A 16,507-nucleotide genomic window follows, 5' to 3' on the forward strand; every position below is an offset into this window, starting at 1 on the left:
TTGAAGCATTTTAGAGTTGGTATCAGCCAGTTGCACGCAGACAGTGCGTTACACGAGGTGAATACCGTTATAACTTATTAAGTGCCTTAACTATAAAATACTATTGCCTCATTTCTCGTTTATGCTAAGGACAGCTACTATGAGCGACCATTCCCAATCCCCAGTTTCTACCCAAATGACAGACACGCCAAAATTCGCTGATATTTATCATGAGTCTATTACGGATCGAGAGCAGTTTTGGGCTGAGCAGGCGAAGCGTATCTATTGGCATAAAGAGCCTGAGCAAATTCTAGATGACAGCAATCTGCCTTTTGCCAAATGGTTTGTCGGTGGTGAGACCAATCTTTGTTATAACTGCGTCGATCGTCATCTGGCAGACCGGGCAGAGCAAGATGCTTTTGTGTGGGTGTCATCAGAGATTAATCAAGAGTTGATAGAAACCTTTCCAGCGGTCGTTGATTCGTTTAAAGATTTGGGTAACAACGTTGAGTTTTATACAGACTATACCAAGCGCCGCCTGACTTATAATGACTTGTATAAAGAAGTTAATTATTTTGCCGATGTGCTACAGCGTCACGGTATTGGCGAGGGTGACCGTGTCATTATCTATATGCCGATGATATTAGAAGCGGCTTACGCTATGCTGGCTTGTGCTCGTATTGGTGCCGTCCATTCAGTCGTATTTGGTGGGTTTGCTGCCCATAACTTGGCTATCCGTATGGACGATGCCGAGGCAAAAATGGTCATTACGGTAGATGCAGGGCTACGCGGTGGTAAGGTCGTCAATTATAAAAACCTAGTCAATCAAGGCGTCGAACAAGCGACTGTCAAACCAGAGCATGTGCTGGTGGTCAATCGCGGTATATTGCCATTTGAAACCAAAGCGATCGATGTTGATTATGCGACCGAGCGTCGTCATAGCTGCGAGGCCAATGCAGTCGTAGAGCCGGTTTGGCTTGAGTCCAATACCCCGTCCTATCTACTTTATACTTCTGGTACTACTGGCACACCTAAAGGGGTGCAGCGCGATACAGGTGGTCATGCCGTCGCGCTGACGACGTCGATACATTATGTCTATGATGGCAAGGCTGGCGAGACGTTCTGGGCGATATCTGATATTGGTTGGGCCGTCGGGCACTCTTATACGATCTATGCGCCGTTACTGGCGGGTATGACCAGTATTATGTATGAGGGTTTACCGCATATGCCAAACCCAGGTATCTGGTGGCGTATCGTTGAAGCTAACAAAGTTAATATTTTATTCACCGCACCCACAGGTGTGCGTATGCTCAAAAAACAAGACGAAAGCTGGATGACGCGTTATGATGTGTCTAGTGTGAAGTCGTTCTTTCTCGCAGGCGAGCCGCTTGATGAATCGACGGCTAGTTGGTTGACTCAGCATCTAGGCGTACCAATTTTAGATCACTATTGGCAAACAGAATCTGGTTGGCCAATCTTGAGCCATACGCCAAAGTTCAATCATAAGCCGCACAAGCAAGGGTCACCTGGTTACCCGATGTATGGCTATGAAGCGCATGTCATCAATGAGGAAACGGGCGATCCTTGTCAGGCTGGTGAAAAAGGATTGCTTGCAATTAAAGCACCATTACCGCCTGGCTGTCTTACCACGGTATGGCGTAACGACGAGCGCTTTATCAGCAGCTACTTTGGTCTGTTTGATGGTCAGCAGTACTCAACCTCGGACTATGCAGTGACAGATGAAGAGGGTTATTTCTACATCTTAGGGCGTACCGATGATGTGATTAACGTCGCAGGACATCGTATAGGCACACAAGAGATTGAAGAGGCAATCAGTACGCATCCAGAGATGGCAGAGTGTGCCGTAGTGGGTATTCAAGACGAGCTAAAAGGTGAGCTACCTATTGCGTTCTGCGTCCTAAAAGATCAAACGCAAATTGAAACCACCGAAAACCGTTTCCGTATCGAGCAGCAAGTGATAGGCGCTGTCGTCAAATCTTTGGGCGGTATTGCGCGACCAGCCGCTATCTACTTTCCGCAGGCACTGCCAAAAACTCGCTCTGGAAAAATCTTACGTCGCTCAATTCGTGCTCTGGCGGAAAACCAACCGACAGGAGATATGTCAACGCTTGATAACCCAACTGCTATCGATGCGATCAAGCAGGCGATGAAAGATTATTGATTGGTATAAATTAACCTTATACAAAAATAGTGATGTTGTTCATCGCGTATGAAAGTCTGGTTAACTTTAAAAAGCTCATGAGTCATCATGGGCTTTTTCGTTTTTTTTATTTAAGCAATTTTTATAGGAACACGTGCTATTAAAATAAACTTAGATATAATTTCGATAAAGCGCTTGACCGTAAAAATGGTTTATTGTTATAGTCAATAACGATACAAAATAAATCATTTTAAAATTCAGTTTTTAATAATGTTTTATAGATAAATACCCATCGCTTTTATTTTTCTAATAAATATCTAGGTGCCGTCACACGGTAGTCTCGCAAAAAAGATAAGGATATCTTATGCACCACGTTCAACAGCTCATCAATGGTCAGTTCGTACAATCTAACACCGACGAATGGATTGATATCACTGATCCAGCGACGCAAGAAGTCATCGCAAAAGTTCCGCAAACCACCAATGATGAGATTAACCAAGCTGTCACCGCTGCACAGACTGCGTTTGAGACATGGCGCAAAACGCCAATTACCACGCGTGCGCGTATCTTTTTAAAGTATCAATCTCTTATTCGCGATCACATGGATGAGTTGGCAGAAATCTTGACCGCAGAGCAAGGCAAGACGATTGCTGATGCACGCGGTGATGTGTTCCGCGGTTTAGAAGTGGTAGAGCATGCCGCTGGTATTGCCAATCTGCAAATCGGCGACTTTGTAGAAAACGTAGCGTCAGGTGTCGATACTTATAGTATTTGGCAGCCACTCGGTGTTTGCGCTGGTATCACACCATTTAACTTTCCAGCGATGATTCCGCTATGGATGTTCCCAATGGCGATTGCTACAGGCAACACATTCATCCTAAAACCTTCTGAACAAGATCCAATGGTGACTATGCGTTTGGTAGAGCTAGCGATTGAAGCTGGCGTACCAGAAGGCGTTCTTAACGTCGTACATGGTGGCAAAGCAACCGTCGATGCTATCTGCGACCATCCAGATATTAAAGCGGTTTCTTTCGTCGGTTCTACTCATGTAGGCAAACATGTCTATGAGCGTGCCAGCCAATCAGGTAAACGTGCACAGTGCATGATGGGCGCAAAAAACCATGGCGTTATCCTGCCTGATGCTAACAAAGAACAAACGCTCAATCAGTTAGCAGGCGCAGCATTTGGTGCAGCTGGTCAACGCTGTATGGCGCTATCGGTCGTCGTACTAGTAGGCGCAGCTGGTGAGTGGATTGATGAGATTAAAGCAAAAGCAGAAAGCTTAGTCGTCTCAGCTGGCAAAAATGACAAGGATTTGGGACCACTGATTTCGCCTGCTGCAAAGGCCCGTGTCGAGCATTTGATTGGAACTGGGGTGGAAGAAGGCGCGAGCTTGATTTTAGATGGTCGTGGCATTACCGTTGAAGGGTTCGAGAAAGGTAACTTTGTAGGCCCAACTATCTTTGATAATGTCACAAGCGATATGCAAATTTATCAACAAGAAATCTTTGGCCCAGTACTGTGTATTATGCGTGCTAATAGCTTAGATGAAGCGATTGAACTACTGAATGCCAACCCACATGGCAATGGCACAGCGATATTTACTCAGTCAGGGGCGGCTGCACATAAATTCCAGCAAGACATTCAAGTTGGTCAAATCGGTATTAACTTGCCAATCCCTGTGCCACTACCTATGTTCTCCTTCTCAGGGTCACGTGGCAGCAAGCTCGGTGACCTAGGTCCTTATGGCAAGCAAGCCGTCCAATTCTATACTCAGACGAAGACCGTGACTGCGCGTTGGTTTGATGATGAAGCAAGCCGTAGTGTGAATACGACCATTTCAATTTAATCGTCAGCTCACTGTTTTTTCAGTATGACATTTTGTGTTTTCGGTATGACGATAATGCGACTTGCGATACTATTAAACGCAGTTTTATTATCGTTATGCCGCTATCATGTCGCACTAATGTCTTATAAAATCTCTGACCAACATTTTTACTAGCGCTTTTATTAACGTTTATCTGAGATTTAAGCCCTCTATTTGATCTATAAGAACAAGGATGACCCTATGGATTTTTCATTGACCGATGACCAAGTCGCCTTTCGCCAAACGGCTCGTCAGTTTGCACAAAAAGAGCTAAAGCCAAACGCTGCCGAATGGGATCGCAACTCGCACTTCCCAATAGATGTTATTAAAAAATCTGGTGAGCTTGGCTTTTTGGGACTGTACACCAATCCAGAATATGACGGCTTGGGCTTACCAAGACTCGATTCAGCGATGGTATTCGAAGAGCTTGCATGGGGCGACACGGCTGTAGCAGCGTATATGAGTATTCATAACATGGCGGCATGGATGATTGGTGAATATGGCAGCGATACGCTATGCAAAAAATATCTACCTAACATGGTCAGCGGTGAGTGGCTTGGTAGCTATTGCCTAACAGAACCAAATGCAGGGTCTGATGCAGCTTCATTACGTACCAAAGCGGAGAAGCAAGGCGAGCATTATGTACTGAATGGTGAAAAAACCTTTATTTCTGGCGCAGGCTCAACTGATGTATTGGTAGTAATGGCACGTACTGGTGGTGCTGGGCCAAAAGGCGTGTCAGCGTTCGTCGTAGACGCCAATAGTTCTGGTATCGAATATGGCAAAAACGAGCATAAAATGGGCTGGAAAGCACAGCCAACGCGCACGATTAGCTTTAGAGACGTAAAAGTACCAGTAGAGAACCTGATAGGTGAGGAAGGCCAAGGCTTTCGTATCGCGATGAAAGGATTGGATGGTGGTCGTATTAATATCGGTATTTGTGCGGTAGGTACGGCACAAGCGGCGTTAGAGACCGCAACCAGTTATGTGCGAGAGCGCAGTCAATTTGGTAGTCCGATTGCCAGCTTACAGTCAGTACAGTTTAAGCTTGCTGATATGTTGACTCAGACCATTGCCGCGCGCCAAATGCTGTATCTAGCAGCTGATAAAGTCGACAACAACGATGGACAAGCGTCTACCTACTGCGCAATGGCAAAACGTCTGTCTACGGATCTTTGTTTCGATGTTGCCAATGAAGCTCTACAGTTGCACGGCGGCTATGGTTATCTAAACGAGTATCCGCTTGAGCGCCATGTGCGAGACTTGCGTGTCCATCAAATTCTGGAAGGTACCAATGAGATCATGCGTGTGATTATTTCACGTCAAGTTCTACAAGATGAAGGGCTAAACCAGCTACGCTAATTTATCTCGTTTTACTGAAACAAGGATGTTTTATGACAGACTATACAAATCTACAGCTATCAATTGATGGCCATACCGCAACATTGACGTTGAATAACCCACCGGCACATACATGGACAATGGACAGTCTGCAAGCGCTTAAGCAGCTCATCACCGACCTCAATGCCAACGACGATGTCTACGCATTAATCGTGCATGGTGATGGCGAAAAGTTCTTCTCAGCAGGTGCAGATTTAAACAATTTCTCAGACGGCGATAAAGGCCGCGCAATAAGTATGGCGATTGCATTTGGTGAAGCATTCGAAGCGCTATCTGCCTATCGTGGCGTCAGTATCGCTGTCATCAATGGCTATGCGATGGGCGGCGGACTAGAGTGTGCGCTCGCATGTGATATCCGTATCGCAGAAGTGCACGCCCAGATGGCGTTGCCAGAGACAGGCGTAGGACTATTGCCATGTGCTGGTGGCACGCAAAATCTACCTATGTTAGTAGGGGAAGGTTGGGCCAAACGCATGATACTGTGCGGTGAGCGTGTTGATGCGGATACGGCATTGCGTATCGGTCTGGTTGAAGAGGTCGCGGCAAAAGGTGAAGGTCTGCAAATCGCTCAGGACTTAGCAAAAAAAGTAGCAAAGCAATCACCCGTCGCCGTCAGTTATTCCAAGCAACTGATTCAGGCGGCTAGAGATACCCCGCCTGCGCAAAATCTTATCCATGAGCGCGAAGCTTTCGTGAAGTTGTTTGATACCAACGATCAGCGCGAAGGGGTACAAGCCTTTTTGGAAAAGCGTAAACCCAATTGGCAAAACAAATAAGCATTGCTTAAAATGCTTGAGTCATAACACTCATGACATTATTTAACTTTTTAACTTTGTAGGTCACTTTTATGACAGCAGCTACCGACGATACCCAAAACTCTTCGAACAATACCGAGCAAGAGGCCTCTGTATTGTTCAATACTGAACCGACAGATTGTGGACGCTTGATTGGAGTCATGACACTTAACACCCCAAAATCACTTAATGCACTCAGCGTTGATATGTGTCAATTGCTATCAGCGCAGCTAGAGCAGTGGCAAGATGATAATCAAGTGGTGGCGCTTGTATTAAAAGGTGCAGGGGACAAAGCGTTCTGTGCAGGCGGCGATATTCGTAAGCTCTATGACAGTATGTCTACCAGTGCACCCATGCCAAACCCTTATGCTACTGAGTTTTTCAGTCATGAGTATCGTCTCTATCGTCAAATGCACTTTTATCCAAAGCCACTAATACTTTGGGGCGATGGCATCATCATGGGCGGCGGTATGGGGCTGATGGCAGGATGTAGTCATCGTCTGGTCACTGAGCGCACACGTTTTGCCATGCCTGAGGTCACTATTGGACTGTTCCCTGATGCATCTGGCAGTTGGTTTTTGCAGCGTATGCCTGCTAAGACGGGTTTGTTTTTAGGTCTAACTGGCGCGATGTGCAATGGCAGTGACGCGCTATTGGCCAATCTGGCAGAGTATGCCGTTGCCAGCCATGACTATGATGCCGTCATGCAGCGCCTCAGACAGAGCGACTGGCAGGCAGTCGATAACACGAGCGGTGCAGATAAGTGCCATAACAATAGTGCGCATAGTATTGTCAGCTGTGCGCTTGCTGAGTTGCCAGTAGCCGAACTACCTGATAGTAAGCTTGCAATATATTGGCAACCTATTCAGCAACTAATGAATAGTGGTGGTCTGGCTGATATTGATGCGTTGCTACAAAGCGATGAAGCACTCATGCAGCTAAACCAAGACTTTGCAGAAGACAGTTGGACTCAGCGAGCAGTTGCAACCTATCGGCATGGCTGCCCAGTCACGGCTGCATTAACCTATGCGTTGTATCACAAAGTCGCTGACCTATCGATCGAACAAGTACTGTATTTAGAGACCAATGTCGCAGTACATTGCGCGGCCAATCCTGATTTTAAAGAAGGCGTGCGGGCATTATTAATTGATAAAGATAGAAAGCCCAAATGGTCGCGTTCATTGGCAGACTGTCTAAGTGTAGAAGGGCAGGCGTATATCGATAAGCACTTTGCCAACCCTTATCCAAAAGGTGAGCATCCTTTGAGCGATTGGCTGGGTGATAATGCTTTGAGTAGTCAGTATGTCCGCTAACTGCTTAAAAGCAATTTATAAAGTAGGACATAAGCAAGATTCACTAATAAATACTGTTAAATAGTATGTAGCAATAGCTACATCATAAATCATCAAGGAGTGATGAGATGGGTACAAAGGATACAAGTACGATGGATAATAATAACTCTAAACCACATATTGCCTTTATCGGGCTTGGTAATATGGGTGCCCCAATGGCAGAGAACTTATTAAAGGCAGGTTACACGCTATCTGTCTTTGATTTGTCTGAGGTTGCAACCCAGCGCTTAGCACAAGCAGGGGCTAGCGTCGCAAAAAGTCCTAAAGATGCCGCAAGTAATGCTCAAGTTGTAATTAGTATGTTACCTGCAGGTCAGCATGTACATTCTGTATATCTGGGCGATAGTGGCTCTGATGGATTGCTTGCAGAGTTGCCAAAAGGCACGCTTGTGATTGACAGTAGTACGATTGCGGCGGCTGATGCAAGGAAAGTGGCAGAGGCGGCAAGTAAGCTTGGCATCGACTTTTTGGATGCGCCAGTCTCTGGTGGCACAGGCGGGGCAGTTGCTGGTAGTTTGACCTTTATCGTTGGTGGCGATGATGCTGCTTTTGCTAAGGCTGAGCCAATACTTGCCGTGATGGGGAAAAACATCTTTCATGCTGGCGAGCACGGCGCAGGACAAGTGGCTAAAATCTGCAACAATATGCTGTTAGGTATTCTGATGGCAGGCACGGCAGAAGCGATTAATCTAGGCGTCAAGAACGGTTTGGACCCAAAAGTGCTATCAGATATCATGCTACAAAGCTCAGGGCGTAACTGGACACTAGAAGTTTATAATCCTTATCCAAAAGTCATGGAAAATGTGCCCTCTAGCAATGGCTATCAAGGCGGCTTTATGAGCAAATTGATGCAAAAAGATCTAAACCTTGCGATGCAAACTGCTCAAGACGCTGAAGTAGAAACGCCAATGGGTGCTAAAGCAACAGAGTTGTATGCCTCACATACTGTAGAGAATGGTGATAAAGATTTTTCTAGTATTATCGGACGTCATGATGTCTCATTATTGTCTTAAACATGACTCTCTTGACTGCTTCTCTTTTGAATGTAACCTTCTTAGACATATCAATTCTTAAACATACCAGTATTAAGAATTTTTCGTATCATTAGTAGGTGGCATTAATTAAGAGAATGCATTTGCTAAAAAGAAAAAGGTCTACGCTAAAATCATAGCGTAGACCTTTTTTGATGGCTAATAGATAGTATTAGCTTTGCAGATCGTAGACGAGCGTCTGAACGTCTTGCGCGGCTTTTTGTAGGCGTGGTACATGAGTCAGCAGATCGTCAAGTGATACCCGTATGGTTGGTGCATGCAGATAGAGAGAAGCCAGATAGCGTGACTTTTTGTCCAGTATAGGTACAGCCACTGCGACCATCTCAGAGATAAACTCCTCGTTATCGATGCCGATACCAGTATCAGCGATACGATCAAGCTCGGCATTTAATGCATCGATATCAGTAATGGTATTCTTAGTGAACTTATCTAGTGGTAACCCTTGTAGTATTTTCATACGGCTAGTTGTAGATAGTTGGCTTAGATAGAGCTTGCCAGTCGCTGTACACCACATGGGTGATTTTGCTCCGACAGGAAGATAAATCTGTAGTGGCAAGGTCGTCTGAGCACGATTGGTATAGATCATATTCATATGATAAGGAATACCAATGCCGCAAGTTTCTTTTAGCTCGTCAACCAGCTTTTGCAAAATCATCTGCCGTTCGTTAAAAAATAACCGTTGCTGCCAGAGCTCAACGCTCAAATTGCGTACGCGCTTACCAGGGATAACACCGCCACCAATATCAACAGTCAAAAAACCATCATCAACCAAGTTTTGAATCAATCTATGAATGGTCGGTTTAGGGATATCTAGCTCTTGTGAGAGCTCTAGTGGAGAAAGCGGTTTTGAAGCATAGGACACTGCTTCGATGATTTCTAGGACACGGGTAATCGACGATACTTTAGGCATATATATGACTCAGTAGGAGTAAAGAAATAGAGCAGACAGCATCACAAAATTTTCATAAATAAGACAAATGGTGACAATACTGACGTTCTATAACAAATCTATTATAACAACTAATTTAGCATAATATCCGCTTGAGGCAAGCGTTAGTCGCGTTATATGAGATCATTTATATCGTTTTATTTATCGGTGTAGATTTTCTCATATAAGTAACAATAGATACGTTAACTCACAAGGCACACTATTCGGTAAGGTTAAGCTATATAACTGTCATTGAGTCAAAAGGCGTTATAGGAAATTATGTAGACATATTTTGCAATACCCTTACATAAACATTAAGCAAGCAAAGTCTCATGTTTACGCTGTTTGGTTACTTTAAGGACGTTATGTAACATAAAAGCGAATTTTTACAGATTGGTGTAGCAATTATTACAGTACCTATGCAATCTTTACATAATGGCAAATAAAAACAGCATCAGTAGGGGTGACTTTTCAAGTCAGAATTGTTTTAATCACCTCAACAAAATGATGGTTTAACAAAAGCACAATCATCGTTTTTTATGGGCGGGTTTATTTCACACTTTAGGAGAATAATTATGAAATTTATTAAATTGACGGCAATCTCTGCTGCTGTTCTAGCATCAACTGCTGCATTAGCTGCTGAGCCAGTTATCGTTGTTGATGACAACGCTGCAGTTGCATATGAAGCTGAGCCAGTTGCAGTTGCCTATCAAGCAGAACCTGCTTCTTATGCATACGATGCTAACGCTGGTGTAGTAAGCAACACTACTGGCGCTGTTGTTGGTGGTACTAAAGGTTTCTTCAGTAAAGTAGTGAACCCAGCATCTGTTAGCGCTGAAGTTGGTACTCTAGGTTATGGTGCGAATATCGGTTGGTCAATGAATGAGAAAACTGAACTACAAGCTGGTTGGGCAGGTGGCGATGTAGCTGACCTTTTCGGCGGTGATTTCGATGCAGACGACGTAAACTATGATGTAGATGCTGACTTTAGCAACCCATACCTAGGCGTACAATTACGTCCTACTGGTAACTGGTTCACAATGGGGGCTGGTATCATCGTTCCTGATAACGATATCGATGTACGTGCGAACTCTGAAGATGGTAACTACAGAATTAATGACGTTGATTATAGTGCAGACGATGTAGGTACTCTACAAGGTACTATTGAGCATCGTAACAAGCTAGCTCCTTATGCTACTATCGGCTTCCGTCCAAACATCACAAATAACTTCGGTGTATTTGGTGAAGTTGGTGCAGCTTATATGGGCAAAACAGATGCTAACGTAACTGCTACAGGTAATACTCCTGAAGCAACTGCTGCTGCACAAGCTGCTGAGCAAGAGCTAGAAGATAAAGATTGGTTAGAGTGGTTGCCAATTGTTAAAGTTGGTGCAACTTACCGTTTCTAATCTAATCACAGTTTAAAGACTGTCATTAGTAGAAAATAAAAAAACGATCCTTTTTAGGGTCGTTTTTTTATGCTTAAAATAAAGTATTGAAAGATATGCTAAAAATCAGGTTTGAACTTTGCTCAGAAAACTTGCTCAAAAAACGATGACAGTCTGCTGCGATTGTAACGTGGCAATGCGATAAGCAGATTGGTAATCCGTATCTTCACTATCATTGAGTACAGATGCAGAGTTAACCTCTTTATTATTTTCAATCAAGCTAGGAATAAGGTGAGAGTAATCCATACCTAAGCCTTGAGCTAATGTATATTGGTTGACTTTGATAAAGCTTTCTTTTATTTGCCATAACAGTTTGGCAGTGCGTTCTCGCTGATCTGTAGATAGCTCCTGTAAAATGGCTAGCTCGCTTTCTGAATAGAAACGCTTGACTACATGCCACGCAATATTATTGGTCTCTATATCGATACCGGCAGGACGCTGACGACTAATAACAACCGCTATTTTACTGTGTAAACGCGTAAAATTTGTCTGATTCGATTCTGTGGTTTGCTTTGAACTACCAGCTCCTGTATGGCTAAAGCATACATAATGCTGACTATTAACGAGCCGATAGGGAAAGCTTGACTCATCCAAGGTGTCATCTATTTCTAACTTCTTAAGCAGCTCTTGCAATAGTTGCCTGACGCCTTGCCGCTGCTGCTGACGCTGACGCTGTTTACGTGCTAGAGCAGGTACTAAGTGTCTAGGTGCTGCTGTCGCCACCTGATATTGCCAGTTTAAGCTACTGAACTTGATTATGTTTTTATATGACGTATTGCATGATGACAACCATAATGACTTATTCCACAACCTTCCAGTGACTAAATGACTGATTGACTCGCTCACTTGGGCAGTCACACACCATGTCGTGATGTCGAGTTGAGTGTACTGTATTTGGGTAAGGTTAGAATTCGGCATATATTAATAGTCATCAAAAACGATTATCATAGAATTGAGTAAGTCTGAACGCTATGTATTTGATACATAGATAGTCATACAAAAGCTATATTTAAATAGTTTATATCTAATTAACCTACTAAAAATCCAAAAAGCCCAGCAATATACTCTTGCTGGGCTTTAATTAAACTATCAAACGCTATAAATAACGCTAAATCACAATTTAGTAAGACAGCTCAGCACGACGGTTTTGTGCATACGCGTCTTCAGTGTTACCAGCTGCTGCAGGGCGCTCTTCACCATAGCTAATCACACGGATGTTGTTTGCAGTGACACCTTGAGCAGCTAGGTAGTTACGTGCAGCTTGTGCGCGTCGCTCACCTAGTGCCATGTTATATTCGCGGCTACCACGCTCATCAGTATGACCTGCAATAACGACAGTCGCTGCTGGGTTTGAATTTAGCAGGCTTACGTGTTGATTAAGGACGCTCGCTGATTGAGCAGTAATTTCACTGCTATCAAAGGCAAAGTAGACCACTGCTTGTATATTCTCAGCGCCAGTGATGACAGCGTTTGAGTTATCAACGATAACAGCACCGTTGTAGCCAACTTGTCCACCTGGGATACCTAGCGGGGCAACGACAACTTCTGAGGTAGAACGCTTGGTAGCACAACCAGTGGTTAATGCAACGGCACTTGATAATAAAGCAAGAACAGCGATCTTAGAAAAACTGATTGACATGACGAGCTCCTAAAATTTTAATTAAATTTGTTTTTTTAAACTGCTTCCGATAAAACTTAGGCAATCTCTATCTATAATATACTAAATGTTAATTTATGTAAGTATTTTTACTGTAAATTATGATAGATAAAATTGAGTGTATTACCAGCGGTGCTTGCCCCAGTTTTCAGGGTTAGCCCAGTAATCAGCATTGAGCCAATTTGGGAGTTGTTTGTAGTCATATAGATTAAATTGCCAAAGCGTCGCAGTAACGGTTGACGAGGTAATAGATTGAATGTCATCAATATTTAGAGATGGTTCATTCAATATATCAAATGGCGTAAAGCCATAAGGTTTCAAATCTATCGAGCTGTCCAATGCGATAAGTAAATGCGCGGCATACAGGTCACGGTAGCGCATGAGTAGCGGTACATAGTGTTGAGTCAGCTCTTCTGACAAGGTGGGTAGCCAAAAGCAAGCAAGCTCATAACGATCAGGTACATGCTGTTTAGCAAGATCTGATAACGTTGATAAGTGTACTGCGTTCAGCCTTGATTCAGTGTTCTCATTAGTAGATGTAGTATCGTCAAGTTGTGCTTGTAGTGCTAATAAATCCGCATGGTTATGTGTTACCCATAATGCTTCACTATTATCTTTTTTATGCTTAGGTGACTGTTCTGTCTGAGTCGTCAATGAGGGTAGTAGTGCCTCAACATACTCCATAAGCAAAGGTAGGGTAATGTCTGCGCGTTTCACCGTATTTTTTGTCATATAATAGGCCGTTAGTTAAATGATTGGTCATCAGTACGACTATTAAATCATTTTCAACAACATTATCCAATTGATAACGTATGTTTCATATTTAAATCATCTTGAACCGACGATATCTTATTCTACATACTTGAAATTTGGCGATTTAGGTCAATCTAGCTATAAGCTTAACAAGAAAACCAATTTAGTATAAAAATTAGCTTAGTCATTGCAAAGCTTTGTCTATGTGCTTAGTTTACTAAGTGCTTAGCTGGTGTAGTTAGCCTGAAGGCAAAGTCTTTATTTGCACTAGAGTCTTCTGTAAATAGCGAAATGATATTACTCATTCCCAGTAAAAATAACTTATAACCAAATCAACGATAATAATAGGACACCATATGTCTACTGCTGAAACTGATGCACAAATCATCAATCCTGAAATGCCAGATGTGCCGCCTCATGCGCCAAGCAAGATTAATCTAAAAGACTATACCAAACCAAGTTTTGATGTCGAGACAGTACATTTAGATATTAAGCTGTTTGAAGACTACGCGCAGGTAGACAGTAAGCTTGAAATGGTACGCCAAACGGCAGGGGATATCGTCTTATTTGGTGAGTCATTAGAGCTGCTAACGATTACGATGAATGGTAAGGCACTGAGCACTGAGGATTATCAGCAGGTAGCGGGTAAGCTGACGATTTATAATGCCCCTGAGCGAGCTACTTTAGATATTCAAGTGCGTATCTACCCACAGACTAATACGGCGCTTGAAGGTCTGTATATGGCGGGCAGTGGCGACGATACTATGTTTGTGACTCAGTGCGAGCCAGAGGGTTTCCGTAAGATTACTTTTTATCCGGATCGCCCTGATGTGCTAGCGATATTTACCACGCGACTTGAAGCAGATAAGCGCTATCCGACGTTATTGGCCAATGGTAACTTAGTCGAAGCAGGTGAAGTGGCCGACGCGCCAGACCGCCATTACGCCATCTGGCACGATCCAACCAATAAGCCAAGCTATCTATTTGCCTGTGTAGTTGCCGATTTAGATGTATTGACAGATTCTTATACGACCAGCGAAGGTCGAGAAGTATTGCTTGAGTTGTATGCCAAGTCTGCTGATATTGATAAATGCGATGTCGGTATGCAAGCCTTAAAGGATGCCATGAAATGGGATGAGGTCAATTATGGTCGAGCCTATGATTTAGATCGCTACATGATTGTGGCGGTCAGCCAGTTTAATATGGGTGCGATGGAAAATAAGGGCTTGAATATTTTTAACACCGCTTGCGTGTTATCTAGCCCTGAGACGACCACCGATGCCCGTAGTTTTAGCGTAAAAGCCATTATTGCTCATGAGTATTTTCATAATTGGACTGGTAACCGTATCACTTGCCGTGATTGGTTTCAGCTGTGCTTGAAAGAAGGTTTTACCGTTTACCGTGATCAGTCATTTTCAGCAGATCAACAGTCAAGTGCGGTACAGCGTATCGATGATGTGGCGACCCTGCGTGCCCATCAATTCAGCGAAGATGCAGGTCCATTAGCACATCCGGTACGTCCAGAGAGTTTTGTTGAGATTAATAATTTTTATACGACGACTGTCTATGAGAAGGGCGCTGAAATTGTACGCATGATTGCCAATACGTTAGGGCCAGATGATTTCCGCAAAGGAACAGATGAATATTTCCGTCGCTATGATGGACAAGCGGTAACGGTTGAGGACTTTTTATCAGCACTGAGTATCACCGATGACAAAATCGAGAATTTTATTGATTGGTATCGTCAACCTGGTACGCCAGTGGTATCGGGTTCTCAAACCTATGATAGCAACGCACAGACGCTGACCATCACTTTGAATCAGCAAACACGCCATGTTAAAGGCTTTGATGCACCAAAACCATTGCCGATACCTGTAGCAACCGCCTTATTTGACAAAGACTCAGGCGCTATCGTTGCTGAGCGTATGTTATTGCTTGACGAGGCGACGCAAACGTTTGTCTTTGAGAATGTCGCAAGCGAGCCTGTCGTGTCATTACTACGTGACTTTAGCGCGCCAGTACAGCTCAACTATGACTACCAAGATGCAGACTTAGCGTTTTTGCTTAAGCATGAAACCAATGGGTTTAACCGCTGGCAAGTTACTCAAATGCTGGTAAATCGTATTTTGCTGCAAGGACAAGGTGGGAAGAGCAGCCCTGATGTATACCTAGAAGCATTGGCGCAGACGCTGCCTGTCTTAGCGGCTGACGATGCGATGCTAGCGGCACGGTTACTTGATATTCCATCAGCGCAAGAGTTGGCTTCTGCTATTTCTAAAGACTACGATCCAGTGTTGGTTAAAGAGCAGCGCGATGGGCTGTATAAGCAAGTAGCTGATAAGTTAAAAGGCCAATGGGCTGAGCTGTATAATAACCTGCCAATGCAGTCTTATGAGGATAGCGCTGAAGCTCGAGGTATTCGTGCGCTGCGTAATGTCGTACTTGATATGGCGTTGACTGTCAATGTGGATGATGCAGCAGACTGGGCACAGCAGCAGTATGATAATGCGAGCTGTATGACTGAGCGCTTTGGTGCATTGAAGGCCATGGTCAATCATCAGCTGGAAGGTGCAGATAAGTACTTAGCGGACTTCTATGATCGTTTCCAAGCAAACGATCTGGTTATCGATTTGTGGTTCAGTGTCCAAGCTGCCGCCGACGATGTGACGCCTGACACGGTCAAGTCGCTACTGACGCACACGGACTTTGATTGGAATACGCCTAACCGTGTCCGTTCGGTCATCAGCGCCTTTAGCTCGCAACCGACGGTACTTTGGACGGCAGAAGGTTTAGAGATGTATACGGGCGTGATTCAGAAATTAGATGATGCTAACCCTGTGTTAGCGTCACGCTTACTGCAAGTACTGGCCCGCTGGAATACGTTGGCTGAGCCGCGTCGTCAAATGGCGCACGAGCAGCTGATAGATTTACAAAAGAATGTCTCATCTAAGCATGTGCTCGAAAGCTTAGAGAGTGTACTAGGTGCTGCAAATAGTTAATTGAGAACAGGGTTAGCTTTGACCAGTTAATGAAACATGTATCGTGATGATCATTGCTAACCAAGTTTTAGAATACAGTATTTCTTATACAACGTTCATAAATAAAAAGCCCCTTT

The 16,507-nt window shown here is 43.9% G+C and carries 12 protein-coding genes; 8 read left to right on the top strand and 4 right to left on the bottom strand.

Annotated elements, in window-relative coordinates:
• The first annotated feature begins 139 nt into the window (after nucleotides 1–139).
• From QO187_RS05070 to mmsB, 6 genes are all read left to right on the top strand, one after another.
• Complete coding sequence (locus QO187_RS05070; RefSeq protein WP_102094516.1) at nucleotides 140–2,161, top strand: propionate--CoA ligase; 2,022 nt, start codon at nucleotides 140–142, stop codon at nucleotides 2,159–2,161.
• Between the two features lie 343 nt (nucleotides 2,162–2,504).
• On the top strand, nucleotides 2,505–3,989 hold the full coding sequence (locus QO187_RS05075; RefSeq protein ID WP_102094517.1) for a CoA-acylating methylmalonate-semialdehyde dehydrogenase: 1,485 nt from the start codon (nucleotides 2,505–2,507) through the stop codon (nucleotides 3,987–3,989).
• Nucleotides 3,990–4,208: 219 nt separating this feature from the next.
• A complete protein-coding gene (locus tag QO187_RS05080) occupies nucleotides 4,209–5,369 on the top strand; it encodes an acyl-CoA dehydrogenase family protein (RefSeq protein WP_102094518.1) in 1,161 nt (386 codons plus the stop codon).
• A 32-nt stretch (nucleotides 5,370–5,401) separates the two neighbouring features.
• Complete coding sequence (locus QO187_RS05085; protein ID WP_102094519.1) at nucleotides 5,402–6,184, top strand: enoyl-CoA hydratase; 783 nt, start codon at nucleotides 5,402–5,404, stop codon at nucleotides 6,182–6,184.
• A gap of 71 nt (nucleotides 6,185–6,255) precedes the next feature.
• The gene (locus QO187_RS05090) at nucleotides 6,256–7,515 is read left to right on the top strand and encodes an enoyl-CoA hydratase/isomerase family protein (RefSeq protein ID WP_102094520.1); all 1,260 of its coding nucleotides are present in this window, start codon (nucleotides 6,256–6,258) and stop codon (nucleotides 7,513–7,515) included.
• A 107-nt stretch (nucleotides 7,516–7,622) separates the two neighbouring features.
• On the top strand, nucleotides 7,623–8,567 hold the full coding sequence (mmsB, locus tag QO187_RS05095) for a 3-hydroxyisobutyrate dehydrogenase (protein ID WP_102094521.1): 945 nt from the start codon (nucleotides 7,623–7,625) through the stop codon (nucleotides 8,565–8,567).
• Nucleotides 8,568–8,757: 190 nt separating this feature from the next.
• Here the strand turns inward: mmsB and QO187_RS05100 are convergent, their stop codons facing one another.
• A complete protein-coding gene (locus tag QO187_RS05100) occupies nucleotides 8,758–9,516 on the bottom strand; it encodes an IclR family transcriptional regulator (RefSeq protein ID WP_371547677.1) in 759 nt (252 codons plus the stop codon).
• 593 nt (nucleotides 9,517–10,109) lie between these two features.
• Between QO187_RS05100 and QO187_RS05105 the strand changes: the two genes are divergently transcribed.
• The gene (locus QO187_RS05105) at nucleotides 10,110–10,943 is read left to right on the top strand and encodes a hypothetical protein (RefSeq protein ID WP_371547680.1); all 834 of its coding nucleotides are present in this window, start codon (nucleotides 10,110–10,112) and stop codon (nucleotides 10,941–10,943) included.
• A gap of 135 nt (nucleotides 10,944–11,078) precedes the next feature.
• On the opposite strand, the gene QO187_RS05110 is transcribed toward QO187_RS05105, so the two are convergent.
• From QO187_RS05110 to QO187_RS05120, 3 genes are all read right to left on the bottom strand, one after another.
• Nucleotides 11,079–11,900: a 4'-phosphopantetheinyl transferase superfamily protein gene (locus tag QO187_RS05110; RefSeq protein WP_371547683.1), complete on the bottom strand. Its 822-nt coding sequence runs from the start codon at nucleotides 11,898–11,900 to the stop codon at nucleotides 11,079–11,081.
• Nucleotides 11,901–12,102: 202 nt separating this feature from the next.
• Complete coding sequence (pal, locus tag QO187_RS05115) at nucleotides 12,103–12,621, bottom strand: peptidoglycan-associated lipoprotein Pal (RefSeq protein WP_101205056.1); 519 nt, start codon at nucleotides 12,619–12,621, stop codon at nucleotides 12,103–12,105.
• A 141-nt stretch (nucleotides 12,622–12,762) separates the two neighbouring features.
• Nucleotides 12,763–13,371, bottom strand: coding sequence for a DUF6231 family protein (locus QO187_RS05120; RefSeq protein ID WP_371547686.1), 609 nt, complete (start codon nucleotides 13,369–13,371; stop codon nucleotides 12,763–12,765).
• Nucleotides 13,372–13,790: 419 nt separating this feature from the next.
• Between QO187_RS05120 and pepN the strand changes: the two genes are divergently transcribed.
• A complete protein-coding gene (gene pepN, locus QO187_RS05125; protein WP_371547713.1) occupies nucleotides 13,791–16,391 on the top strand; it encodes an aminopeptidase N in 2,601 nt (866 codons plus the stop codon).
• Nucleotides 16,392–16,507 lie beyond the last annotated feature (116 nt).

It is taken from the genome of Psychrobacter sp. Arc9 (assembly GCF_041431295.1).
Classification (GTDB): Bacteria; Pseudomonadota; Gammaproteobacteria; order Pseudomonadales; family Moraxellaceae; genus Psychrobacter.

What these genes read in the sequence shown, in the direction of transcription:
- QO187_RS05090 (WP_102094520.1), top strand. Translation starts at nt 6,256, where the DNA reads ATGACAGCAGCTACCGACGATACCCAAAACTCTTCGAACAATACCGAG.
- QO187_RS05080 (WP_102094518.1), top strand. Translation starts at nt 4,209, where the DNA reads ATGGATTTTTCATTGACCGATGACCAAGTCGCCTTTCGCCAAACGGCT.
- mmsB (WP_102094521.1), top strand. Translation starts at nt 7,623, where the DNA reads ATGGGTACAAAGGATACAAGTACGATGGATAATAATAACTCTAAACCA.
- QO187_RS05085 (WP_102094519.1), top strand. Translation starts at nt 5,402, where the DNA reads ATGACAGACTATACAAATCTACAGCTATCAATTGATGGCCATACCGCA.
- pepN (WP_371547713.1), top strand. Translation starts at nt 13,791, where the DNA reads ATGCCAGATGTGCCGCCTCATGCGCCAAGCAAGATTAATCTAAAAGAC.
- QO187_RS05075 (WP_102094517.1), top strand. Translation starts at nt 2,505, where the DNA reads ATGCACCACGTTCAACAGCTCATCAATGGTCAGTTCGTACAATCTAAC.
- QO187_RS05100 (WP_371547677.1), bottom strand. Translation starts at nt 9,516, where the DNA reads ATGCCTAAAGTATCGTCGATTACCCGTGTCCTAGAAATCATCGAAGCA.
- pal (WP_101205056.1), bottom strand. Translation starts at nt 12,621, where the DNA reads ATGTCAATCAGTTTTTCTAAGATCGCTGTTCTTGCTTTATTATCAAGT.
- QO187_RS05120 (WP_371547686.1), bottom strand. Translation starts at nt 13,371, where the DNA reads ATGACAAAAAATACGGTGAAACGCGCAGACATTACCCTACCTTTGCTT.
- QO187_RS05110 (WP_371547683.1), bottom strand. Translation starts at nt 11,900, where the DNA reads ATGCCGAATTCTAACCTTACCCAAATACAGTACACTCAACTCGACATC.
- QO187_RS05105 (WP_371547680.1), top strand. Translation starts at nt 10,110, where the DNA reads ATGAAATTTATTAAATTGACGGCAATCTCTGCTGCTGTTCTAGCATCA.
- QO187_RS05070 (WP_102094516.1), top strand. Translation starts at nt 140, where the DNA reads ATGAGCGACCATTCCCAATCCCCAGTTTCTACCCAAATGACAGACACG.